The sequence below is a fragment of the Caldimonas tepidiphila genome (assembly GCF_003569765.1).
Taxonomy (GTDB): Bacteria; Pseudomonadota; Gammaproteobacteria; order Burkholderiales; family Burkholderiaceae_C; genus Caldimonas; species Caldimonas tepidiphila.
Genome location: NZ_KZ983961.1, coordinates 17,038 through 39,827 on the forward strand (window position 1 = coordinate 17,038; position 22,790 = coordinate 39,827).

The following is a 22,790-nucleotide window of genomic DNA, read 5'->3' on the forward strand; positions in this document are numbered from 1 at the left end:
TGCGATTTCGGCGCGCAGGGAATAATGCATGGTCTTTCCCCTGCTGCCGGACCATCCCTTGACCCCGCCCCGCCACGCCGCCGCGCCGTCCTTTTCCTCGCTGGAGTTCCGCGCCGCGCTCGGCACCTTCGCCACCGGCGTGACGATCGTCACCGCGCGCGACGCGGACGGCACGCTGATCGGGCTGACCGCCAACTCCTTCAACTCGGTCTCGCTCGACCCGCCGCTGGTGCTGTGGAGCCTGTCGATGCGCGCCGGCTCGATGCCGGTGTTCCAGCGCGGCTCGCACTACGCGATCAACATCCTCGCGGCGGACCAGCGCGAGCTCGCCGAGCGCTTCGCGCGCAAGGGCGAGGACCGCTGGGCCGGCGTCGCCTGGAAGGAGGGCGTGGCCGGCGCGCCGGTGCTCGAGGGCGCGATGGCGGTGTTCGAGTGCTTCAACCGCAGCCGCTACGAGGAGGGCGACCACGTCATCTTCGTCGGCGAGGTCGAGCGCTGCACGCACACGCCCGGCGCCGCGCCGCTGATCTTCCACGGCGGGCGCTTCTACACCGAGATGCCGCTCTGAGCCGGCGGCGGGCCGGGCTCGGCTCGCGCGCCGCCGCCCGCGTCGCTGCCCTGAGGGGCATGCCGCAGCGGGACCTCATCACCGGCCGGCGGGCGCCGTCGCGCCCTGCTCGAGCCGCCGGCCGTGCTGCGTGCGGCCGCCCCAGCCCCAGGCCGTCGCCGGGAGCTCCTGCACCACGACGTAGCTCGCCGGATGCAGCGGCCCGAGGCGGCTCTCCAGCAGCGCGAAGGCCTCGGCGACGAAGGCCTCCATCTCGGCGGCCGTGTTGGTGCCGGCGCTGACCTGCACCTGCAGGTGTGCGCCGGCCTGCGCGGCGTCCTGCAGCGGGGTGCCGCCGATCGTCCACTGCGCTGCGGGGACCGGCTCGACGCGCAGCGCGACGAGGTCGGAGCGCTTGCGCAGCCGCGTCGCGATCAGCGCGCTCAGCGCACCCGCGATTCCGTTTCGCAGCGTGTCCGCAGCAGCCTCGCGAAGGGCGGGGGAGGGCGGGGTGGTGAACATCAGGTGGGCGAAGGGCATGGCGGCTCCTTTTTCGGGGGACATCGCAGGAAGGCTGCCGGTCCTTCCGCGTCAGTGCATCCGTGTCAGTAATAAGGGGTCGGGATCCGGGAGGCCTCCCGGACCCAGCGAGCCTCGGCGCGCCGCGCCCAGGCGTCGAACCAGCGGTCGAGCAGGCTCTCGGGCCACCCGGTGTCGGAGTGCGGGGTGTCCGGGCGGTCGGCGGGCGCCGGCACGAGGCGCGGTCGCGCCGGGGGGCACGATGGGGCGGGCGAGGGCCGGGCTTCGAGCGGGAGGTTCATCGCGGGCTCCTTCGTGGAGAGGGGATGACGCCACTCTAGGTTTGCGAAAAAGCTCCGCCAATCCCGCCCGATGCATCCGGACTTTGCAAAAATGCACGGTCATGCCACCCCGCTCCTCCGCACCCGCCGCCCCGTCCGCACGTCCCGGACTGAACTGGGACGATCTGCGCTACGCGCTGGCGATCGCCGACGCCGGCTCGCTCGCCGGCGCGGCGCGGGCGCTGGAGGTGCAGCATTCGACGGTGCTGAGGCGGCTGGGGGCGCTCGAGCGGCGGCTCGGCGCGCGGCTGTTCGAGCGGCAGCGCAGCGGCTACCTGCCGACCGAGGCCGGCGAGCTGCTCGTCGCGCAGGCGCGGCAGATGCAGCCGGGCATCGACGAGCTCGCGCGCCGCCTCCGCGGGCGCGACCTGGCGCTCGCCGGCAGCGTGCGGCTCAACACCTCCTACATCGCGATGCTCTACCTGCTGCCCGCGCCGCTGGCGGCCTTCTCGCGCGCGCACCCGGGCATCGAGGTCGAGGTGGTCGAGGCCTCGGGGCTGGCGGACCTGTCGCGGCGCGACGCCGACCTGGCGCTGCGCCTGAGCCGCGCGGTGCCCGAGCACCTGGTGGGGCGCCGTCTCGGCGACGTGCGCTTCCGCATCTACGCGTGCCGCGGCGCCTCCGGGCTGCCGCAGTCGCCGCGGCCGCTCGCGCAGCTGCTCGAGTTCCCATGGATCGGCTACGAGCGCGACCGCTCGACCACCTTCTTCGAGCGCTGGATGCGCGCGCAGGTGCCCGACGAGCGCATCCGGCTGCGCGTGGACCTGTTCCATTCGATGGTGGCGATGCTGCGCACGGGGCTCGGCATCGGGCTGCTGCCGAGCTTCGTCGAGGCCGACGAGCCCGATCTCGTCGCGGTGTCCGCGCCGATCGAGGAGATCGACACGCCGCTGTGGCTGCTGACGCATCCGGACCTGCGCTCGACCGCGCGCATCCGGCTCTTCATGCAGCAGGTCGGCGACGCGCTCGCGCAGCGGCTGCGCGCCGGCGCTTGAAGTCCGCCGCGGGAGCACCAATTGCAGTGGCAGGACCGGAGGTTTCCCCCATGCTGATCGCCTGCCCGCACTGCCAGACGCTCAACCGCGTGCCCGACGAGCGTCTCGCCGAGGACCCGAACTGCGGCCACTGCAAGGCCGCGCTGCTGCCGGGCGCGCCGGTCGAGCTCGGCGACGCGGACTTCGCCGCGGTGGCCGGGCGCACCGAGCTGCCGGTGCTGGTCGACTTCTGGGCGCCCTGGTGCGGCCCCTGCCGCGCGATGGCGCCGCAGTTCGAGACGGCGGCGCGCGAGCTCAAGGGCCGCGTGCTGTTCGCGAAGGTCAACAGCGATGACAACCCGAAGACCTCGGTGCGCTTTCGCATCCGCAGCATCCCGACGCTGCTGCTGCTGCACCGCGGCGAGGAGGTCAGGCGCGTCAGCGGCGCGATGCCGGCGCGCGAGCTGGTGCGCTGGGCGACGGGGGGCTGAGCCGCGGCGGTGGCGGCCGCGGGCTCACTCGAAGGGCTTGGCGTCCTGCAGCAGCGGCGCGGCGGCGTCCTTGGCCGACAGCGCCAGCGCCACGCCGGGGTCCGGCCACTCGATCGCGAGCGCGGGGTCGTCCCAGCGCACCGCCGCCTCGCACTCGGGCGCGTAGTAGCCGGTGGTCTTGTAGAGGAAGTCGGCGCTGTCGCTGAGCACGAGGAAGCCGTGCGCGAAGCCCGGCGGGATCCACAGCTGGCGGTGGTTGTCGCCGCTGAGCTCGGCGCCGGTCCATTTCCCGAAGGTCGCGCTGCCGCGGCGCACGTCGACCGCGACGTCGAACACGCGGCCCTGCGTGACGCGCACGAGCTTGCCCTGCGCGTGCGGCGGCAGCTGGTAGTGCAGCCCGCGCAGCACGCCGCGGGCCGAGCGGCTGTGGTTGTCCTGCACGAAGGTGTGGCGGGTGCCGGTGAGCTCGTCGAAGCGCCGCTGGCTGAAGCTCTCCATGAAGAAGCCGCGCGCGTCGCCGAAGACCTGCGGCTCGAGCACCAGCACGCCGGGCAGCGGGGTGGGGATTGCCTTCATCTCAGAACACCTGCTCGCGCAGCACCTTCAGCAGGTACTGGCCGTAGCCGTTCTTGAGCATCGGCGACGCGAGCCGCTCGAGCTGCGCGGCGTCGATCCAGCCGCTGCGCCACGCGATCTCCTCGGGGCAGGCCACCTTCAGGCCCTGGCGCTTCTCGAGCGTCGCGATGAACTGGCCGGCGTCGAGCAGGCTGTCGTGCGTGCCGGTGTCGAGCCAGGCGTAGCCGCGGCCCATGATCTCCACGCGCAGTTGTTGCCGCGCGAGGTACTGCGCGTTGACGTCGGTGATCTCGAGCTCGCCGCGCGCCGAGGGACGCAGCCCGGCGGCGATGTCGCAGACCTGCTCGTCGTAGAAGTACAGGCCGGTGACCGCGTAGCTGCTCTTGGGCGCCCTGGGCTTCTCCTCGATGCTCACCGCGCGGCGCTCGGCGTCGAACTCGACCACGCCGTAGCGCTCGGGGTCGTGCACGTGGTAGGCGAACACGGTGGCACCCGTTTCGCGCTGCGCCGCGTCCCTGAGCTGCGCCTGCAGGTCGTGGCCATGGAAGATGTTGTCGCCTAGCACCAGCGCGCTCGGGTGCCCGCCGACGAACTCGCGCCCGAGCACGAAGGCCTGCGCGAGGCCCTCGGGGCGGGGCTGCACGCAATAGCTCAGGTTCAGGCCCCACTGGCTGCCGTCGCCCAGCAGCGCCTCGAAGCGCGGCGTGTCCTGCGGCGTGCTGATGACGAGGATGTCGCGGATGCCGGCGAGCATCAGCGTGCTCAGCGGGTAGTAGACCATCGGCTTGTCGTACACCGGCAGCAGCTGCTTGCTGATGGCGAGCGTCGCCGGGTGCAGCCGCGTGCCGGAGCCGCCGGCGAGGATCAGGCCCTTGCGGGGTTTCGTGTTCATGTGCGATTCCTCCTCTGTCTCAGCCACCGGGCAGCTCGGCGAGCATGCGCTCGACCCCCGCCTGCCAATGCGGCAGCCTCACTCCGAAGGCCTGCTGCAGCCGGGTGGTGTCGAGCCGCGAATTCAGCGGGCGGCGCGCCGGCGTCGGGTAGGCGCTGGTGAGCACCGGCTCGATCGCCTCGGGCGCGACCCTCACCGGCCAGCCCTGGCGGCGCGCCCACTCGATGACGAAGCGCGCGTAGGCATGCCAGCTCGTCTCGCCGCTGGCTGCGGCGTGATAGGTGCCGCCGAGCTCCGGGCGCTGCTGCACGGCGCGCAGCGCGTGCGCCGTCACGTCGGCCAGCAGCTCTGCGCCAGTGGGTGCGCCCACCTGGTCGTCGATCACGGTGAGCCGCTCGCGCTCGGCGGCCAGGCGCAGCATCGTCCTGGCGAAGTTGTCGCCGCGCGCCGCGTAGACCCAGCTCGTGCGCAGGATCAGGTGGCGGCAGCCGCTCTCGCGGATCAGCGCCTCGCCCTCGAGCTTGGTCGCGCCGTAGACGTTGAGGGGGTGGGTGGGCGCGTCCTCGCTCCTCGGCGCGCTGCCCGAGCCGTCGAAGACGTAGTCGGTGCCGTAGTGCACCAGCCAGGCGCCGAGCGCCGCGGCCTCGCGCGCAATCACGCCGGGTGTGGTCGCGTTGAGCAGCCGCGCGAGCTCCGGCTCGCTCTCCGCCTTGTCCACCGCGGTGTGCGCGGCGGCATTGACGATCACCTGGGGGCGCAGCTCGCGCACGGTGGCGGCGACGCCCTCGGGGTTCGAGAGGTCGCCGCACAGCCCCGGCGCGCCCGCGCGGTCGAGCGCGACGAGCTCGCCCAGGACGCCGAGCGCGCGCTGCAGCTCCCAGCCCACCTGGCCGTTCTTGCCCAGCAGCAGGATCCTCACCGCGCCGCCTCGCGCCGCGCGTCGTAGTTCGTCGCCACCCAGTCGCGGTAGGCGCCGCTCTGCACCTCCGCGACCCAGGCGGCGTTTTCCAGATACCACTGCACCGTCTTGCGGATGCCGCTGTCGAAGGTCTCGGCCGGGCGCCAGCCCAGCTCGCGCTCGATCTTGCGCGCGTCGATCGCGTAACGGCGATCGTGCCCCGGGCGGTCGGTGACGAAGGTGATGAGCCGGGCGTGGGAGCCGGCGGGATCGGGCCTGAGCTCGTCGAGCAGCGCGCAGATCGTGCGCACGATCTCGATGTTCGTCTTCTCGTTCCAGCCGCCGATGTTGTAGGTCTCGCCCGGGCGCCCGCACCCGAGCACCGCGCGCACCGCGCTGCAGTGGTCGCGCACGTAGAGCCAGTCGCGCACGTTCAGACCGTCGCCGTAGATCGGCAGGGGCCGCCCGGCGAGCGCATTGACGATCACGAGCGGGATCAGCTTCTCCGGGAAGTGGTAGGGGCCGTAGTTGTTCGAGCAGTTGCTCGTCACCACCGGCAGCCCGTAGGTGTGGTGCCAGGCGCGCACGAGGTGGTCGCTCGCGGCCTTGCTCGCCGAGTAGGGGCTGTTGGGCTGGTAGGGATGCGTCTCGGAGAAGGGCGCGTCCGCGGGGCCGAGCGAGCCGTAGACCTCGTCGGTGGAGACATGGTGGAAGCGGAAGGCGGCCTTCGCCTCGCCCTCGAGCGTGTTCCAGTGCGCGCGCGCGGCCTCCAGCAGCGCGAAGGTGCCCTCGACGTTGGTGCGCACGAAGGCGCCGGGGCCGTGGATGCTGCGGTCGACGTGGCTCTCGGCGGCGAAGTGCACCACCGCGCGCGGGCGGTGCTCGGCGAAGAGGCGTGCTAGCAGCGCGCGGTCGCAAATGTCGCCGTGCACGAACACGTGCCGCGCATCGCCGCGCAGGCTCTCGAGGTTGCGCAGGTTGCCCGCATAGGTCAGCGCGTCGAGGTTGAGCACCGGCTCGTCGCCGCTCTCCAGCCAGTCCAGCACGAAGTTGCTGCCGATGAAGCCGGCGCCGCCGGTGACGAGAATCATGCTTGGGGCCTCTTGTCCAGGGCTGAGGGGGATCGATGGCCGGGCGGCGGGCCCCGGCGAGCCGGGGAGGCCGCGGGCGGGGGCCGCCGGGACCGGCGGGACTGCCGCGCAGTGTAGTTTCGGGCCGGCGGGCACGAAGGTGCCAGAAGGGACGCAAAAACTGCGCAAACGGCGAGATTGCGCGGAAAACGGGCGCAGCCGGGCTTCGCCCCCGCAGCCGGGCACCTGCGCCGCGTGCAGCGGCCGGCCACGGCGCATTGCAGAATGCCCCGATGTCGCGCACTCCTGCCCTGGCCGCCATGTCGCCGCCCCCCGCCCCTGAGCGCAAGCTCCGCCTCGACGCGACGGCCGCCGGGCTGCTGCTCGGTTGCTGCCTGCTGTGGGGCCTGCAGCAGATCGTCGCGAAGGCGACGCTGCCGCAGGTGCCGCCGCTGCTGCAGGCGGCGCTGCGCTCGGCCGTCGCCGCGCTGCTGGTCTGGGCCTGGGCGCGCTCGCGCGGCATCGCGCTCTTCAGGCGCGACGGCACGCTGCCGGCCGGCCTGCTCGCGGGCGCGCTGTTCGCCGTCGAGTTCGTCTGCATCTACATCGGGCTCGGCCACACCAGCGCGTCGCGGCTCGTCGTGCTGGTCTACCTCGCGCCCTTCGTCGTCGCGATCGGCATGCCCTTCATCTCGTCGAGCGAGAGCCTGCGCCCGCGCCAGTGGGCGGGGCTCGCGCTCGGCTTCCTCGCGGTGGCCTTCGCCTTCGGCGACGCGCTCGCGGGCGCCGCGCACGGCACGCGCTGGATCGGCGATGCGCTGGCGGTGGTCGCCGCGGTGCTGTGGGGCGCGACGACGCTGGCGGTGCGCGCGACGCGGCTCGCCACCGCCTCGGCCGAGAAGACGCTCTTCTACCAGCTCGCCGTCTCGGCGCTGGTGCTCGGGGCGGCGTCCGTGCTGCGCGGCGAGGCCTGGCCGGCCGCGTGGAGCGGCTTCGCGCTCGGCTCGATGTTCTTCCAGTCGGTGGTGGTGGCCTTCGCGAGCTACCTCGCCTGGTTCTGGCTGGTGCGCCACTACCCGGCGACGCTGCTGTCGAGCTTCACCTTCCTGACGCCGCTGTTCGGGTTGCTGTTCGGCTGGGCGCTGCTCGACGAGCCGGTCACGCCGCAGCTGCTGATGGCGCTCGCTGGCGTCGCGGGCGGCATCTGGCTCGTGAACCGGCGCTGAAGGTGCGACCTCAGCCGGGGAACTGCCCGGCGCGCTCGACGAACACGAATTCGGGCGGCCGCGTCGCGCCCCCCGAGCGCATCGTGGCCTTGACCTGCGGGTCGGCGACGAAGCGCTCGAAGCTGTCGCGATCGCGCCAGTCGATCAGCACCCAGGCGGTGTGCGGGTCGTCCGCGACGCGGAAGGCCTCGGCCGCGAGGCTGCCGTGCGAGCGGCGGGCCTCGAGCCCGGCGGCGGAGAAGACCGCGAGGAAGCGCTCGAAGTCCTCGATCGAGACCTTGGCAAGTGTCGTGAACATGGGGTTGGCTCCTCGGGTGGAATTCAGGCGGCGACGGCGGTTCCGGGCAGCGGCAGTCCGGTGATCCCGCTCAGCGGCAGGTTCACTTCCGAGATCACGACGCGCAGCCCGGTGATGCCCCACTGCGCCAGGCGCTCGCGGTGCATCGCGAGGTAGCGCTCGGCGGCCTCGCGCGAGTCGAACAGGTAGGCGCCGCCGGCGCGGCCGGCCGCCTCGTCCTCCAGCCAGGCTTTCCAGCGCAAGCCGGGTTCGGTGGCGATGCTGCGCGCCAGCCCGGCGCAGGCGTCCGCCAGTGCCGCGCCCCAGGGGCCGGCATGGGGGAAGTCGATGTGGACGAGGATCGGGCGGGTCGCAGTGCTCATGGCGTTCTCCGTGGCAGGGGTGGATGAGGGCGTGGGATTCGCGAACCACGGGATTTACTGTAGGCCGCACACTGCGAGTCGATAATCCACCGGATCGTTGATGCACCGTTCACCAGCGGTGTCGAATCAGGCGCTCCTGGGCGGAGAGCCGGCAGGGCGGGAGGATCGGTGCCGTGGACACCTTGAGCAGCATGCGCGCCTTCGTGCGCGTCATCGACCTGGCGGGCTTCGCCGCCGCGGCCCGCAGCCTGCGGCTGTCGCCGGCCATGGTCAGCAAGCACATCGCCCACCTGGAACGCCGGCTCGGCGTGTCGCTGCTGACGCGCACCACGCGCCGCGTTACGCCGACCGAGGCCGGCACGCGCTACCACGCGCACTGCGTCGAGCTGCTGCGGGCACTCGACGAGGCGGAGAGCCAGGTCGGCCGCCAGGCGCAGGCGCCGAGCGGCACGCTGCGCGTGACGGCGCCGGTGGAGTTCGGCCAGCAGCACATCGCGCCGCTGGTGGCGCCGCTGCTCGCGGCGCATCCCGAGCTGTCGATCGCGCTGGACTTCACCAACCGCGTGGTGGACCTGGCGGATGAGGGCGTCGACGTGGCGGTGCGCGTGTCGGCGCGGCTCGACACGGCGCTGGCCGGCCGGCGCCTGGCGAGCTCGCGGCTGCTGGTGGTCGCCTCGCCCGACTACCTGTCGCGCCACGGCATGCCCGACTCGCCCGACGCGCTTGCGCGGCACGAGGCGCTGTGCTTCGCGGTGGGGGGCTGGGACAGCTGGCCCTTCTCGCGCGAGGGCCGCCCGCAGCATGTCAAGGTGCGCGGGCGGGTCCGCTCGACCAGTTCGGAGGCGCTGCGCGTCGCCGCCTGCCAGGGGGCGGGCATCACGCTGCTGCCGACCTTCCAGATCGGTGCCGACCTGCGCCGCGGCGCGCTGGTGCCGGTGCTTACCGACTGGGAGTGCGGCACGCTCGGCGTGCACGTGCTGTATCCGCAGCGCCGCCACCACCCGGCGCGGCTGCGCGTGTTCGTCGAGGCGCTGTCGCAGCGCTTCGGGGACGATCCGCGTGCCGACCCCTTCTGGCAGCCGGGCCCCTGAGCGGGCCGCCGCGCGTGCTCAGGCCCGCGGGCGCCTGGCCGGGTCGACGTCCAGGTACTGCCAGAAGGTCAGCCAGAAGATCGGGCGGCGGAAGCCGTCGAGCCACGGGTGCGAGAGGTCGGTGGCGATGCGGTGCACGTGGTACTTGTAGGGCGCGTAGGCGGTGACGAGCTTGTTGGCCTCGCGGAACAGGGCCAGGCGCTCGGGGCCGTCGGGCAGCACCGACATGCGCCGGTACATCGCGTCGAACTCCGGCATCGAGAAGCGCGAGAGGTTGCCGCCGCCGGCGGCCGGCCCGAAGCAGCGCTCGAAGGCGCCCTGGCCGTCGGGCGAGCCGGAGCTCGAGCCCAGGCCCCACATCATCAGCTTGCCGGCGCGCGCCGCCTTGAGCTGCTCCGGCCACTTGCCCGGCTTGAACACCAGCCGAAGCCCCACCGCGTCCATGTTGCGCTTCCACAGCTCGTCGAACTGGCGCGAGATCTGGTCGGGCTGCGTCGCGTACTCGAGCACCAGCGGGCTGCCGTCGGGCCGCTCGCGCCAGCCGTCGCCGTTGCGGTCCACGTAGCCGTAGAGCTCGAGCAGCGCCTTCGCGCGCGCGACGCTGAACTCGCTGTTGGCGGTGACGAGCTCCGGGTCGTAGCCCCAGGTGTGCGGCGCGATCGCGCTCTGCGCCGGCACCGCCTGGCCGCGGCGCACGAGGCGGATCTCGCGCTCGACGTCGGTGGCGAGGCTGATCGCGCGGCGCAGCGCGACCTTCTCCGGCGTGTAGCCGCCGACGACCGGGTCCTCCATGTTGAAGTAGGTCATCGTCGAGTCCGAGCCGATCGTGCGCTGCATGCGGATGCCGCGCTTGGCCAGGTTCGGCGCGAGCTCGCCGTTGGGCACGGCCATGTGCACGAAGTCGAGCGGGATGCCGTTCATCAGGTCGAGCTGCTCGTTGAGGAAGGACAGCCAGCGCGGCTGGTTCTCCTCGATGATGCTGATCTCGACGCGGTCGAGCATCGGCAGGCGCCGCCCGCGGAAGCGCGCCGCCATCGCCTGCCCTTCCGCGTCGTCGGCGTTGGGCTCGGCGTCGTAGAACATCTCGCGGAAGTTCGGGTTGCGCTCGAGCACCAGCAGCGAGCTGCGCCGCCACTGCGCGAGGCGGAACGGCCCGGTGCCCACCGGGTACTCCATGATGCGCTCGCCGCGCGCCTGCACCACCTCGCGCGCCATCGCGCCGACACCGCCGGCGAGCGAGTAGAGGAAGCGCGGGCGCGGCTGCGCGAGCCGGAACTGCAGCGTGTAGCGGTCGAGCGCGCGCACGCCCGGCACCTCGCGCTCGTAGTCGAAGGGGCGGCGCTCCTTGAGCGCCTGCTGGCGCAGCTCGTCCAGTCCCTCGAAGCCCTCCTCCTTGAGGCTGCTGTAGGCCGGGCTCTTGGTGGCCGGGTCGAAGTAGCGCTTGAAGCTGAAGACGTAGTCGTGCGCGGTGAGCTCGCGCTTCTGGCCCTTGAAGGCCGGGTCGTCGGCGAAGAAGATGCCGGGGCGGATGCGCACCGTCCAGGTCCGGTACTCGTCCGCGACCTCAGGCATGCCCACCGCGGTCAGCGGCTTGATCTTGAACGGGCGCGCCAGGTGGTCGTAGGTGTAGAGCGACTCGAAGATGTGCGCGCAGACGGTGAGCGAGTAGATGTCGCTGACCTGCGCGGGGTCGAAGCCGGTCTCCGGCACCGGGAAGCAGTAGCGCATCACGCGCGCGCCGCCTGCGGCGCTGCCGCCGGCGTTCTGCGCCAGCACGGCGGAGTGGGGCAGGGCGGCGGCCAGCAGCGTGCCGGCGGTGCCGAGCAGGGCGTCGCGGCGCTTGATCAAGGCCGTTTCTCCTTCAGGGTCGGGTCGATGTCGATGTAGCGCCAGAAGTCGCCCATGAAGGGGTGGCGCCGGTAGCCCACCACCCACGGGTGCATCAGGTCGGTGGCGAGGCGGTGGCCGGTGGCCTTGTAGGGCATGTAGGCGACCGCGATTTTCTGCGCCTCGCGCATCACCGCGTCGCGCTCGGGGCCGTCGGGCATCACCGCCTGACGCTCGTAGAGCCGGTCGAAGGCCGGAAGTTCGAAGCGCGCGTGGTTCGCCTGGCCCTTGTTCGGCCCGTAGGCGAGGTCGAGGAAGTAGCTGCCGTCGGGCGTCGCCGCGCCCCAGGCCACGCCCCACATCATCAGCCGGCCCGCGCGCGAGGCCTTCAGGTTCTCGGGCCACTGCGCGACCTGGAACTCGATGCGGATGCCCACCGCGTCCATGGCCTTCTTCCACAGCTCGCTGAGCTGGCGCGAGGACTGGTCGCTCTGCGTCGCATAGCGCAGCACGAGCGGGCTGCCGTCGGGCTGCTCGCGCCAGCCGTCGCCGTCGCGGTCGCGCCAGCCGTAGAGCTCGAGCAGGGCCTTGGCCTTGGCGCGGTTGAACTCGCTCATCTCGCTGCGGAAGTCGGGGTCGTAGCCCGAGAGCATCGGCGCGATCAGGCCCTGCGCCGGAATCGCCTGGCTCTTGCGCACCAGCAGGATCTCGGCGTTCACGTCGTAGGCGAGGCCGATCGCGCGGCGCAGCGCGACCTTCTCCGGCGCGTAGCCGCCGACCACCGGGTCCTCCATGTTGAAGTAGCTCTTCGTGACGTCGACCTGCGGCGCGCGGTCCATCCCGATGCCGCGGCGCGCGAGGTGCGGCGCGAGCTCGTTGTTCGGGATCGCGAGGGTCGTGAAGTCCGCCGGCAGCCGCTCGAGCAGGTCGTGCTCCTCGTTGAGGAAGCCGAGCCAGCGCGGCTGCGCCTCCTCGACGACGTAGACCTCGACGCGGTCGATCATCGGCAGCCGCCGACCCTTGAGCCGGCGCGCGATCTCCTGCGAACGCGGGTCGTCCGCGGGCGGCTGCTCGTCGTAGTGATGCTCGCGGTAGTTCGGGTTGCGCTCGAGCACGATGCGCGACGAGCGCTTCCACTGCGCGAGGCGGAAGGGGCCGGTGCCGACCGGGCGCTCCATCGTGCGCCCGGGCGCGGCCTCGACCACCTCGCGCGCCACCGCGCCGGTGATGCCGCCGTCGGCGAAGACGTAGTGGAAGCGCGGCGAGGACCTCGCGAGTCGCACCTGGAAGGTGTAGCGGTCGAGCGCGCGCAGGCCCTCGACCTCGGTGTCGTAGGGGAAGGGCGCTCGCTCGGCCATCGCCTTCTTCCTCAGCTCCGACAGGCCGAGCACGCCGGCGTTCTCGAGCAGGAAGAGGCTGGCGCTGTTGTAGCGCGGGTCGTAGTGGCGCTTGACCGAGTAGACGTAGTCCTGCGCGGTCAGCTCGCGCTTGCTGCCGCCGAAGGCCGGGTCGTCGGCGAAGTGGATGCCGGGGCGGATGCGGAAGGTGAAGGTGCGGAAGTCGTCCGAGACCTCGGGCAGCGCCGCGGCCGTCTGCGGCTTCACGCGCGCCGGGCGCGACAGGTAGTCGTAGGTCAGCGGCGCCTCGAGGATGTTGGCGGTGATGACGCGCGAGTACAGGTCCGAGATCTGCGCCGGGTCGAACCCGGTCTCGGCGACCGGGAAGGCGTAGCGCAGCACTTTCGGCGCGGGCGCGGCGCCCTGCGCGCCGGCGGCCAGCGGCAGCGCGAGCGCCAGCACGGCGGCGCAGAGGCGGTGGCGCAGCACAGCGGCGGCGGGCAGGTGAACGGTCATCGCGGGCCCTCTCCTCCGGCCCGGCCCGGCCGGGGCGGGGAAGCCCCGGGGGTGACAGGCCGGTTTCTCTGGACTAATTTACAAGCTCCCACCTTAACCCCAGGGAACCGGAGGCGGCGCGGAAACCCGCGGCCGCCCCGGGTGCGGACGGAGGAGACACCATGACCACGATCTATGCAAAGACCGCGAAGGGGCAGCAGGAAGTCGAGCAGCGCAGCGCCGGGCTGTCGCTGCGCGCGCGGCGCCTGCTGATCCTGCTCGACGGCAAGCGCGCGCGGCGGGAGGTCGCCGCGCTGGTGAGCGACTCGGACTTCGAGCAGACGCTCGCGCAACTCGTCGAGCAGGGTTTCGCGCAGCCGCTGGCGCCGCCGCCGGCCACGCTTCCGGCGCCGCCGCAAGCCGCGGAGCCGATCGCCCCGGCCTCCGGGCCCGTGGCGAGCGACGCGCCGCACGAGGACCCGAAGCGCGTCGAGATGGCTCGCAACTTCATGCTCAACTCGCTGATGGCGCTCTACGGCCCGCACGAGAAACTCAGCCTGAAGACCAGCATCCAGCAGTGCCGCCGCCAGCAGGAGCTGCGCGAGCTGTACGAGGACTGGTTCCGCGCGGTCAGCGCTACGCGCGCCGGCAAGCTGCGCGCCGAGGAGCTGCGCGACAAGCTGCTCGCGGTGCTCTGAGAATCGCAGCAGAAAAAATGGCGCGGACAGCTTGCGCCTTTTTCAAAAGCTGTGCTAAAGTCATGGACTCGACACCTAGCCCAGGTGGCGGAATTGGTAGACGCACTAGTTTCAGGTACTAGCGGGTAACTCCGTGGAGGTTCGAGTCCTCTCCTGGGCACCAGACACGAAGGCCCTGCATCGAAAGATGCAGGGCCTTTTCGTTTTCCGCGCGCCATCTCCTTCTGCTGCGGGCCCGCGGCGGGGCAGCTGAAGGCCAGGACCCGCCTTGGCGGCAGGTCCGGGCAGGGCGTGCTCACCGGCTCACGTCGACCACCGTGCGGCCGCGCACCTGGCCGTCGAGGAAGCGCGGCGCGAAGCCGATCACCTCGGACAGGCCGATCTCGCTCGTCATCTGCGCCAGCTTCTCGGGCGCCACGTGATCCGCGAGCAGCCGCCAGGCCTCGCGGCGCTGCTCGTTGGGCGTGAGGACGCTGTTGATGCCGTAGAGCGTGACGCCGCGCAGGATGAAGGGCATCACGGTGCCAGGGAAGTCCGCGCCCTGCGCCAGCCCGCAGGCGGCCACCGCGCCGTCGGCGCGCGTGGCGGCGCAGGCGTTCACGAGCGTGTGGCTGCCGACCGAGTCCACGACGCCGGCCCAGCGCTCGCTCGCGAGCGGCTTGCCCGGCTGCGCGAGCGTCGCGCGATCGAGCGTGTCGGCCGCGCCGAGGAACCGCAGGTAGTCGGCCTCCTGCGGCCGCCCGGTCGAGGCCACCACCCGGTAGCCGAGGCCCGCGAGCAGCGCCACCGCGATCGAGCCGACGCCGCCGGCCGCGCCGGTGACGAGGATCTCGCCGTCCCCGGGCCGCACGCCGTGCCGGCGCAGCCGCATCACGCTCAGCGCCGCGGTGAAGCCAGCGGTGGCGATCGCCATCGCGTCGCGCGTCGTGTAGGGCGCGGGCAGCGCCAGCAGCATCGAGGCCGGCAGGCGCTGGCGCTCGGTCAGGCCCCCCCAGCGCGTCTCGCCCAGGCCCCAGCCGGTGACGACGACGCGGTCGCCCGGCTTCCAGTCCGGGTGGCGGCTGTCCTCCACGACGCCGGCGAGATCGATCCCCGGCACCATCGGCCACTGCCGCACGATCGCGCCGCGCCCGGTGATCGCGAGCGCGTCCTTGTAGTTCAGCGTCGAGTACTCGACGCGCACGTCCACGTCGCCGTCGGGCAGCCGGCTCTCGTCGAGCCCGGTCAGCTCCGCGCGCGTCGCCTTGGTCTGCTCGTCTCGGTTCAGCAGGATGGCTCGAAAGGTCATGTCTCCTCCTTCTCGGGTTTCGGTCCGCTTGCTCGGGATCCGACCGGCACCTTGCCGCAAGCTCGCCCCCTTGGCAACCCGGGCGGGGGGCGGGCGCGCGGCGCGGCGGGTCCGGCACGAGCGGCAGGCCGCGGCTGGCACTAGACTGCGCCGTAGCGCCCGCGCGCGACGCGGAAGCGGGCAGGATTCTTCGCAGCAGGGGAGGGAGGGGACTTCATGGCGGCCTATCTGATACGACGCCTCTGGCAGATGGTGCCGACACTCGTCGGCGTCGTGCTGCTGGTGTTCTTCCTGTTCAAGTACTTCGGAGGCGATCCGGCGGAGATCCTGGGCGGCCTGAACGCCAACCCGGAGCAGATCGCCGCGATCCGCCAGCAGCTCGGCCTCGACCGGCCGGTGTGGGAGCAGCTCGGCATCTTCGTCTGGCAGATCCTGACCTTCGACTGGGGCACGAGCTGGGCCACGCAGGAGCCGGTGGCGCAGATGTTCGCCTCGCGGCTGCCCGCGACGCTCACCGTGATGGTGCCGATCCTGGTGCTCGAGGTGCTGCTGGCGATCCCGCTCGCGCTCGCGGTCGCCTACGTGCGCGGCTCGCTGGTGGACCGCACGATCATGGTGGTGACGACGGTGGCGCTCTCCATCTCCTTCCTCGTCTACGTGATCGTCGGCCAGTGGCTGTTCGGCTTCCGGCTCGGCTGGTTCCCGGTGCAGGGCTGGAGCGACTCGTTCGCCACCAACCTGCTGACCTACGCGCCGCTGCCGGTGCTGCTGGCGGTGCTGGTGAGCCTGGCGCCGCAGACGCGGCTCTACCGCACCTTCTTCCTCGACGAGATCGGCCAGGACTACGTGCGCACCGCGCGCGCCAAGGGCCTGTCCGAGCGCACCGTGCTGCTCAAGCACGTGCTGCGCAACGCGATGATCCCGATCCTCACCAACGTCGCCACCGGCCTGCCCGGCATCTTCGTCGGCTCCTTCCTGATCGAGGTCTTCTTCTCGATCCCGGGCCTCGGGCGCGAGGTGCTGCTGGCGGTCAACCGCAGCGACTATCCCGTCATCCAGGCGGTGACGATCTACCTGGCGGTCATCACGATGCTGATCAACCTGCTCACCGACCTGCTCTACAAGGTCGTCGACCCGCGGGTGGTGCTGAAATGAGCACGGTCATCGCGAACCCGGCGGCGGCGCAGCCCGCCGCCCGCTCCGAAGGCGTCTGGGGCCTGGCCTGGCGGCGCTTCCGCGCCGACCGCGTCGGCATGGTCTCGATGGCGATCGTCGGCGCCTTCCTGGTGCTGATCGCGCTGGCCGCGCTCGGCCTCGTCGCGAAGGACTGGCAGCGCGAGGTCGGCCTGCCCTACGCGAACCCGACCTTCCTCGGCGCCGCGCCGCCCTCGCAGCAGGAAGCGATCCCGGTGCCGGACGGCCCGCCGGTGGACCTGTCGGACGTCGACCCGCTCGCGCCCCGCTACGGGGAGTGGGAGCAGCGCGCGAAGCAGTACGAGGCGAGCGAGCCCGAGCGGCGCGAGACGCTGCCCTTCGGCGGCGACCGGCTCGGCCGCGATGTCCTCTCGAAGGCGATCAAGGGCGCGCAGATCTCGGTCTTCGTCGGCGTGCTGGCCGCCCTGCTCGCCACCGCGATCGGCACCGTGCTCGGCGCGCTCGGCGGCTTCTTCGGCGGGCGGCTCGGCGACTTCCTCGAGTGGGTCTACAACGTCTTCACGTCCATCCCCGGGATCCTGCTGATCTTCGCCTTCGCGGCGGTGCTCGGGCGCGGCATCGACACCGTGGTCTACATCCTCGGGCTCACCGGCTGGACCGGCATCTACCGGCAGGTGCGCGCCGAGTTCATGAAGCACGCGGTGCGCGAGTACGTGAGATCGGCCGAGGCGATCGGCGCGAGCGCCGCATCGCGCATGTTCCGCCACATCCTGCCCAACGTCAGCCACGTGGTGCTGGTGCAGCTGTCGATCCTCACGGTCGGCTTCATCAAGGCCGAGGTGATCCTGTCCTACCTGGGCCTGGGCGTGCCGATCGACCAGGTCTCCTGGGGCACGATGCTCGCCGAGGCGCAGAGCGAGCTGATCCTCGGCCGCTGGTGGCAGCTCGCCGCCGCCACGCTCTTCATGGCGGTGTTCGTCACCGCCTTCTCGCTGATGACCGACGCGCTGCGCGACGCGCTCGACCCGAAGCTGCGCGGCCTCGAATGACGGCGAAGAAAGGGAACCCCATGCTGCTGAGCCTCCAGGACCTGCGCGTCGCCTTCCGCACCGGCAAGGTCGGCGGCGCGATGCAGCGCGTCGACGCGGTGCGCGGCGTGAGCTTCGACGTGCCCGAGAACACCACCGTCGCGCTGGTGGGCGAATCGGGCTCGGGCAAGAGCGTCACCGCGATGTCGATCCTGAACCTGCTGCCCGAGAACGCCGAGCGCAGCGGCTCGATCCGCTTCGAGGGGCGGGAGCTGCTGCAGGCCTCGCTGCCCGAGCTGCAGCGCCTGCGCGGGCGCGAGATCGCCTGCGTGTTCCAGGACCCGATGAGCTCGCTCAACCCGGTGTTCACGATCGGCGAGCAGATCGTCGAGCCGCTCGCGCAGCACCTGGGCCTGTCGGGGCGCCAGGCGCTGGCGCGCGCCGAGGAGCTGCTCGCCGAGGTCGGCCTGCCCGAGCCGAAGCGGCGGCTGCACAGCTATCCGCACCAGCTCTCGGGCGGGCAGCAGCAGCGCGTGATGATCGCGATGGCGCTCGCCTGCGAGCCCAAGCTGCTGATCGCCGACGAGCCGACCACGGCGCTGGACGTGACGATCCAGCGCCAGATCCTCGAGCTGCTCGCCCGGCTCAAGGAGCGGCACCGCATGAGCATGCTCTTCATCAGCCACGACCTCGGCGTCGTCGGCGAGATCGCCGACCAGGTGGTGGTGATGCGCGCCGGCCAGGTGCGCGAGCAGGGGCCGGTGGCGCGCATCTTCGCCGCGCCGCAGGACGCCTACACGAAGGCGCTGCTCGCCTGCCGCCCGACGCTCGACGGCAGCGCGCGGCGCCTGATGGTGATCGACGAGCACATGGCCGGGGGCACCACCGCGGGCGGGCCGGCCGCCGCCGCGAAGGACCCCGACGCGCCGGTGCTGCTCGAGGTGCGCTCGCTCTCGAAAAGCTTCCTGCTGCGCGACGGCGTGTTCCGCAAGCGCGAGTTCAGGGCGGTGGAGGACGTGAGCTTCCGGCTGCGCCGCGGCCACACGCTCGGCGTCGTCGGCGAGTCGGGCTCGGGCAAGACGACGATGGGGCTGAGCCTGCTGCGGCTGCACGAGCCGCACAGCGGCCCGCTGCGCGGCGAGGTGCTGTTCGAGGGCCGCGACCTGCTTAAGCTGGGAAAAAGCGAGTGGCAGGGCCTGCGCCGGCGCATCCAGATCGTGTTCCAGAATCCCTATGCCTCGCTGAACCCGCGCTTCACGATCGGGCAGACGCTGCGCGAGCCGATGGAGATCCACCGCATCGGCGCCGACGGCGCCGAGCGCGAGCGACGCGCGCGCGCGCTGCTCGAGCGCGTCGGGCTCGACGCCGCGGCGATGCACAAGTACCCGCACGAGTTCTCGGGCGGGCAGCGCCAGCGCATCGCGATCGCGCGCTGTCTGACGCTCGACCCGGAGGTGCTGGTGCTCGACGAGGCGGTGTCGGCGCTCGACGTGTCGGTGCAGGCGCAGGTGCTCAACCTGCTCAAGGACCTGCAGGACGAACTCGGCCTCGCCTACGTCTTCATCAGCCACGACCTCGCGGTGGTGCGCTTCATGGCCGACGAGGTGCTGGTGATGAAGGACGGGCGCGTGGTCGAGCGCAACGACGTGCGCTCGCTGCTGGCCGCGCCGCAGCAGGACTACACGCGGCGCCTGCTCGGCGCGGTGCCGCGCGGCCATGCCGGGCGGCCCGGGCCGGCGGCAGCGCCGCCGCGCGAGGCGCTCGGGGCTCAGCGCCAGTAGGCGAGCGCGAAGATCCCGACCATCGTCAGCCCGATCGCGAGCTTGACGACGGCGGCCACCAGCAGGCCGACCCAGGTCGCGAGGCCGACGCGCGACGCCGGGCCCATCACCTGCGACTCGCGCCGCCGCGCCCAGGCCTCGCCGGCCATCGCGCCGGCCAGCGGCAGGAAGATCAGCGCCCACAGCCCGGCGAAGATGCCGAGCACGGTGCCGATCGCCGCACCGATCATCGCCGGGCGGCTCGCGCCGGCGCGCTTGGCGCCGAGCAGCACCGCGGCCTCGTCGGCGAGGGTGCCGATCACGGCCAGCACCGCCAGCACCGCGATCGTCCAGCCCGAGACGCGCGCGAAGTCGTCGGCCCAGGCCGCCGCGAGCGCGCCGAAGAACACCAGCACGGTGCCGGGCAGCACCGGCAGCACGGTGCCGAGCACGCCCAGCCCCATCATCGCCAGGCCGAGCACCCACCACAGTTGCGAGCTTCCTGAATCCACCTCGGGCATCTAGGCCTCCTCGATGGGCGGCACGTCGCCGCCGCCTGCGGCAGTGCAGCAAGCCCGATGCCCGGGGCGATACGCACTGCCCGGGTGCACGACTTGCCCGCGCGCTCCTACACTTGCGCCCGGCCGCAAGGGGCGGCACGAACAAGAACAGGAGTTTCGATGAGCGGGATGTTCCAGTGGCGCGAGAAGCGCGAGGGCGTGATCGCCCCCGACGAGCGGCTGCCGTGGCCGCAGACCGTGGCGATGGGCGTGCAGCACGTCGTGGCGATGTTCGGCGCGACGGTGCTCGCGCCGCTGCTGATGGGGTTCGACCCGAACGTCGCGATCCTGATGAGCGGCATCGGCACGCTGATCTTCTTCTTCATCGTCGGCGGCCGCGTGCCGAGCTACCTCGGCTCGAGCTTCGCCTTCATCGGCGTCGTCATCGCCGCGACCGGCTATGCCGGCAAGGGCGTCAACCCCAACCTCGGCGCCGCGCTCGGCGGCATCATCGCCTGCGGCGCGCTCTACGTGGCGATCGGCGCGGTGGTGATGGCGGTGGGCACCGGCTGGATCGAGCGGCTGATGCCGCCGGTGGTCACCGGCGCGATCGTCGCGGTGATCGGGCTGAACCTCGCGCAGGTGCCGATCAAGAACATGGCGCCCACCGCCTTCGACGCGTGGATGCAGGCGGTGACCTTCCTCTCGGTCGGCGCGGTCGCGGTGTTCACGCGCGGCATGGTGCAGCGCCTGCTGATCCTCGTCGGCCTGATCGTCGCGACGCTGATCTACGCGCTGCTCACCAACGGGCTCGGCCTGGGCACGCCGATCGACGCCAGCCGCATCGCCGAGGCGGCCTGGTTCGGCATGCCCAACTTCGCCGCGCCGGTGTTCGATCCGGGCGCGATGCTGCTGATCGCGCCGGTGGCGGTGATCCTCGTCGCCGAGAACCTCGGCCACATCAAGGCGGTCAGCGCGATGACCGGCCGCAACCTCGACCCCTACATGGGCCGCGCCTTCATCGGCGACGGCATCGCGACGATGGTCTCGGGCGCGAGCGGCGGCACCGGCGTCACCACCTACGCCGAGAACATCGGCGTGATGGCCGCCACCCGCATCTACTCGACCGCGATGTTCGTCGTCGCGGCGCTGATCGCGGTGCTGCTCGGCTTCAGCCCGAAGTTCGGCGCGCTGATCCAGACCGTGCCGCTGGCGGTGATGGGCGGCGTGTCGATCGTCGTGTTCGGCCTGATCACGGTCGCGGGCGCGAAGATCTGGGTCGACAACCGGGTGGACTTCTCCGACAACACCAACCTGATCGTCGCGGCGATCACGCTGATCCTCGGCACCGGCGACTACACGCTGAAGATCGGCGACTTCGCGCTCGGCGGCATCGGCACCGCGACCTTCGGCGCGATCCTGCTGCACCTGCTGCTGCGCCAACGCAAGGCGTGAGCGCCGGGGGCGCCTGCCCGGCGCTCGGCCGTCCCGATGCGAGGGGCGGGGTGCGGCGGCGCCGTCCTGCAAGCCCGGCGCGGCTGCGCTAGCATGGCCCGTCCCTATCGCAAGGAGGAGTCTGATGAAGCTGTACTACAAGCCGGGTGCCTGCTCGCTGTCGCCGCACATCGCGCTGCGCGAGGCTGGGCTGCCGGTGGAGCTGGTCAAGGTGGACCTGCGCAGCAAGGTCACCGAGGACGGCCGCGACTACCGCACGATCAACCCGATGGGCTCGGTGCCGCTGCTCGAGCTCGACGGCGGCGACCGCCTCACCGAGGGCCCGGCGATCGTGCAGTACATCGCCGACCGCGTGCCCGACCGGCAGCTCGCGCCCGCGCCGGGCACGATGGCGCGCTACCGGCTCGCCGAGTGGCTGAACTTCATCGGCACCGAGATCCACAAGTCCTTCTCGCCGCTGTTCAACCCGGCGATGCCCGAGGAGGCCAAGCAGCTCGCGCGCGAGCGGCTCGCGAAGTGCTTCGACCACGTCGAGGCGCGCCTCGGCGAGGGCCCCTGGCTGATGGGCGAGACCTTCACCGTCGCCGACGGCTACCTGTTCACGGTGCTGAACTGGTGCAACTTCGTCGGCATCGAGCTGCCGCGCTGGCCCGGCCTCTCGGCCTTCGTCAAGCGCGCCGCCGCGCGTCCCGCGGTGCTCGAGGCGCTGCGCGCCGAGGGCCTGGCGGGCTGAGCGTCCCCGTGGGGGCCGCAGCGCCCCCGCGCCTTCTTCGCTTTCCTTCGAGGCAGGCGGCCGGCCCGCTCGGGCCGGGCCGCCGCATTCCCGCTCCCGTCCCTCCACGCCCCACGGAGAAACCACCCGCATGACGACCTTGTTCGATCCGATCCGCCTGGGCGACCTGCTGCTGCCCAACCGCATCGTGATGGCGCCGCTCACCCGCAACCGCGCCGGGGCCGGCCAGACGCCGACGCCGCTGATGGTCGAGTACTACCGCCAGCGCGCCAACCCGGCCACCGGCGCCGGCCTGATCATCACCGAGGCGAGCCAGATCAGCCCGATGGGCCAGGGCTACCTCGACACCCCCGGCATCCACACGGCCGCGCAGATCGCCGGCTGGCGTGCCGTCACCGACGCGGTGCACGCGCAGGGCGGCCGCATCGTGATCCAGCTCTGGCACGTCGGCCGCATCAGCCACGTCTCGCTGCTGCCGGGCGGCGCGGCGCCGCTCGCGCCCTCGGCGATCCGCGCCCGGGCCAAGACCTTCGTGAAGGACGGTTTCGTCGACGTGTCCGAACCGCGCGCGCTGGCCGCCGACGAACTGCCCGGCATCGTCGAGGACTACCGCATCGCGGCGCGCAACGCGATCGCCGCCGGCTTCGACGGCGTCGAGGTGCACGCGGCCAACGGCTACCTGCTCGACCAGTTCCTGCGCGACGGCAGCAATCGCCGCACCGACGCCTACGGCGGCCCGGTGGAGAACCGCGCGCGGCTGCTGATGGAGGTGATGCGCGCCGTCACCGCCGAGATCGGCGCGGTGCGCACCGGCATCCGCCTGTCGCCGGTGACGCCCGCCAACGACGCCTCCGACAGCGATCCGCAGACGCTCTTCAACCACGTGGTCGAGCAGCTCTCGCCGCTGGGACTGATGTACTGCCACGTGATCGAGGGCGCCACGGGCGCTGCGCGCGACTTCGCGCCCTTCGACTGGGAGGCGCTGCGCCGCCGCTTCGAGGGGCCGTGGATGGTCAACAACGGCTACGACCGCGCGCTCGCCGACGAGGTGATCGCCCGCGGCCGGGGCGACCTGGTCGCCTTCGGCAAGCCCTTCATCTCCAACCCGGACCTCGGCCGCCGGCTGCGCGAGGGGGCGCCGCTGAACCCGCTGCGCCAGCAACTGCTCTACGGCGGCGGGGCCGAGGGCTACACCGACTATCCGGCGCTCGGCTGAAGCGCGCGGGCGC

At 72.1% G+C, this 22,790-nt stretch carries 24 protein-coding genes and 1 tRNA gene; 13 read left to right on the forward strand and 12 right to left on the reverse strand.

Translation table 11 applies throughout. From position 1 onward, the window contains the following. The first annotated feature begins 28 nt into the window (after positions 1–28). The gene (locus D3A59_RS02090) at positions 29–568 is read left to right on the forward strand and encodes a flavin reductase family protein (protein ID WP_119153281.1); all 540 of its coding nucleotides are present in this window, start codon (positions 29–31) and stop codon (positions 566–568) included. A gap of 78 nt (positions 569–646) precedes the next feature. Here D3A59_RS02090 and D3A59_RS02095 read toward each other — a convergent pair whose 3' ends face one another. Together D3A59_RS02095 and D3A59_RS25775 are read right to left on the reverse strand one after the other, a co-directional pair. Beyond that, positions 647–1,087, reverse strand: coding sequence for a tautomerase family protein (locus D3A59_RS02095; RefSeq protein ID WP_205665078.1), 441 nt, complete (start codon positions 1,085–1,087; stop codon positions 647–649). Positions 1,088–1,152: 65 nt separating this feature from the next. After that, complete coding sequence (locus D3A59_RS25775) at positions 1,153–1,368, reverse strand: hypothetical protein (RefSeq protein ID WP_170162274.1); 216 nt, start codon at positions 1,366–1,368, stop codon at positions 1,153–1,155. A 101-nt stretch (positions 1,369–1,469) separates the two neighbouring features. On the opposite strand from D3A59_RS25775, the gene D3A59_RS02100 reads away from it, so the two are divergent. Further along, positions 1,470–2,402 carry a LysR family transcriptional regulator gene (locus tag D3A59_RS02100; RefSeq protein WP_170162275.1) on the forward strand — a complete coding sequence of 311 codons (933 nt, stop codon included), beginning with the start codon at positions 1,470–1,472 and terminating at the stop codon, positions 2,400–2,402. A 50-nt stretch (positions 2,403–2,452) separates the two neighbouring features. Beyond that, a complete protein-coding gene (gene trxC / locus D3A59_RS02105; RefSeq protein WP_119153283.1) occupies positions 2,453–2,872 on the forward strand; it encodes a thioredoxin TrxC in 420 nt (139 codons plus the stop codon). A 24-nt stretch (positions 2,873–2,896) separates the two neighbouring features. Here the strand turns inward: trxC and rfbC are convergent, their stop codons facing one another. Genes rfbC through rfbB form a run of 4 tightly spaced genes read right to left on the reverse strand, consistent with a single transcriptional unit; the run spans position 2,897 to position 6,329 of the window. Next, positions 2,897–3,448 (reverse strand): dTDP-4-dehydrorhamnose 3,5-epimerase, encoded by a 552-nt coding sequence (rfbC, locus tag D3A59_RS02110; RefSeq protein WP_119153284.1) that lies wholly within the window; start codon positions 3,446–3,448, stop codon positions 2,897–2,899. Between the two features lies 1 nt (position 3,449). Further along, positions 3,450–4,340, reverse strand: coding sequence for a glucose-1-phosphate thymidylyltransferase RfbA (gene rfbA, locus D3A59_RS02115; RefSeq protein ID WP_119153285.1), 891 nt, complete (start codon positions 4,338–4,340; stop codon positions 3,450–3,452). Between the two features lie 19 nt (positions 4,341–4,359). Beyond that, complete coding sequence (gene rfbD, locus D3A59_RS02120; protein ID WP_119153286.1) at positions 4,360–5,259, reverse strand: dTDP-4-dehydrorhamnose reductase; 900 nt, start codon at positions 5,257–5,259, stop codon at positions 4,360–4,362. After that, a complete protein-coding gene (rfbB, locus tag D3A59_RS02125) occupies positions 5,256–6,329 on the reverse strand; it encodes a dTDP-glucose 4,6-dehydratase (RefSeq protein WP_119153287.1) in 1,074 nt (357 codons plus the stop codon). The genes rfbD and rfbB overlap by 4 nt, the downstream gene beginning before the upstream one ends. Positions 6,330–6,601: 272 nt before the next feature. On the opposite strand from rfbB, the gene D3A59_RS02130 reads away from it, so the two are divergent. Continuing rightward, on the forward strand, positions 6,602–7,534 hold the full coding sequence (locus D3A59_RS02130; protein ID WP_240635893.1) for a DMT family transporter: 933 nt from the start codon (positions 6,602–6,604) through the stop codon (positions 7,532–7,534). Positions 7,535–7,544: 10 nt separating this feature from the next. Here D3A59_RS02130 and D3A59_RS02135 read toward each other — a convergent pair whose 3' ends face one another. Continuing rightward, positions 7,545–7,832 carry a putative quinol monooxygenase gene (locus tag D3A59_RS02135; RefSeq protein WP_119153288.1) on the reverse strand — a complete coding sequence of 96 codons (288 nt, stop codon included), beginning with the start codon at positions 7,830–7,832 and terminating at the stop codon, positions 7,545–7,547. Positions 7,833–7,855: 23 nt separating this feature from the next. Continuing rightward, on the reverse strand, positions 7,856–8,194 hold the full coding sequence (locus tag D3A59_RS02140) for a YdhR family protein (RefSeq protein ID WP_119153289.1): 339 nt from the start codon (positions 8,192–8,194) through the stop codon (positions 7,856–7,858). A gap of 173 nt (positions 8,195–8,367) precedes the next feature. On the opposite strand from D3A59_RS02140, the gene D3A59_RS02145 reads away from it, so the two are divergent. Continuing rightward, positions 8,368–9,285 (forward strand): LysR family transcriptional regulator, encoded by a 918-nt coding sequence (locus D3A59_RS02145; RefSeq protein WP_119153290.1) that lies wholly within the window; start codon positions 8,368–8,370, stop codon positions 9,283–9,285. An 18-nt stretch (positions 9,286–9,303) separates the two neighbouring features. Here the strand turns inward: D3A59_RS02145 and D3A59_RS02150 are convergent, their stop codons facing one another. Further along, complete coding sequence (locus tag D3A59_RS02150; RefSeq protein WP_240635894.1) at positions 9,304–11,133, reverse strand: ABC transporter substrate-binding protein; 1,830 nt, start codon at positions 11,131–11,133, stop codon at positions 9,304–9,306. Continuing rightward, entirely contained in the window at positions 11,130–12,965 is a 1,836-nt protein-coding gene (locus tag D3A59_RS02155) for an ABC transporter substrate-binding protein (protein ID WP_119153291.1), read from the reverse strand. The genes D3A59_RS02150 and D3A59_RS02155 overlap by 4 nt, the downstream gene beginning before the upstream one ends. Before the next feature lie 161 nt (positions 12,966–13,126). Here D3A59_RS02155 and D3A59_RS02160 point away from each other — a divergent pair, with 161 nt between their 5' ends. Both D3A59_RS02160 and D3A59_RS02165 read left to right on the forward strand, forming a co-directional pair. Further along, entirely contained in the window at positions 13,127–13,642 is a 516-nt protein-coding gene (locus D3A59_RS02160) for a hypothetical protein (protein WP_119153292.1), read from the forward strand. Between the two features lie 78 nt (positions 13,643–13,720). Continuing rightward, positions 13,721–13,805: transfer RNA gene (locus D3A59_RS02165), tRNA-Leu, on the forward strand. Between the two features lie 132 nt (positions 13,806–13,937). Here D3A59_RS02165 and acuI read toward each other — a convergent pair. After that, positions 13,938–14,930, reverse strand: coding sequence for an acrylyl-CoA reductase (NADPH) (acuI, locus tag D3A59_RS02170; protein ID WP_119153293.1), 993 nt, complete (start codon positions 14,928–14,930; stop codon positions 13,938–13,940). Between the two features lie 216 nt (positions 14,931–15,146). Here acuI and D3A59_RS02175 point away from each other — a divergent pair, with 216 nt between their 5' ends. The 3 genes from D3A59_RS02175 to D3A59_RS02185 are packed head-to-tail and all read left to right on the forward strand — an operon-like array spanning position 15,147 to position 18,894. Continuing rightward, entirely contained in the window at positions 15,147–16,085 is a 939-nt protein-coding gene (locus tag D3A59_RS02175; protein WP_119153294.1) for an ABC transporter permease, read from the forward strand. Then, positions 16,082–17,134 carry an ABC transporter permease gene (locus tag D3A59_RS02180; protein ID WP_170162276.1) on the forward strand — a complete coding sequence of 351 codons (1,053 nt, stop codon included), beginning with the start codon at positions 16,082–16,084 and terminating at the stop codon, positions 17,132–17,134. The genes D3A59_RS02175 and D3A59_RS02180 overlap by 4 nt, the downstream gene beginning before the upstream one ends. 20 nt (positions 17,135–17,154) lie before the next feature. Next, entirely contained in the window at positions 17,155–18,894 is a 1,740-nt protein-coding gene (locus D3A59_RS02185) for an ABC transporter ATP-binding protein (protein WP_240635895.1), read from the forward strand. On the opposite strand, the gene D3A59_RS02190 is transcribed toward D3A59_RS02185, so the two are convergent. Further along, entirely contained in the window at positions 18,882–19,394 is a 513-nt protein-coding gene (locus D3A59_RS02190; RefSeq protein WP_119153296.1) for a DUF456 domain-containing protein, read from the reverse strand. The two genes, D3A59_RS02185 and D3A59_RS02190, sit on opposite strands and share 13 nt — an antisense overlap. Positions 19,395–19,553: 159 nt before the next feature. On the opposite strand from D3A59_RS02190, the gene D3A59_RS02195 reads away from it, so the two are divergent. From D3A59_RS02195 to D3A59_RS02205, 3 genes are all read left to right on the forward strand, one after another. After that, entirely contained in the window at positions 19,554–20,828 is a 1,275-nt protein-coding gene (locus D3A59_RS02195; protein WP_119153297.1) for a solute carrier family 23 protein, read from the forward strand. A 124-nt stretch (positions 20,829–20,952) separates the two neighbouring features. After that, entirely contained in the window at positions 20,953–21,561 is a 609-nt protein-coding gene (gene gstA, locus D3A59_RS02200) for a glutathione transferase GstA (RefSeq protein WP_119153298.1), read from the forward strand. Between the two features lie 130 nt (positions 21,562–21,691). Continuing rightward, a complete protein-coding gene (locus D3A59_RS02205) occupies positions 21,692–22,777 on the forward strand; it encodes an alkene reductase (protein WP_119153299.1) in 1,086 nt (361 codons plus the stop codon). Positions 22,778–22,790 lie beyond the last annotated feature (13 nt).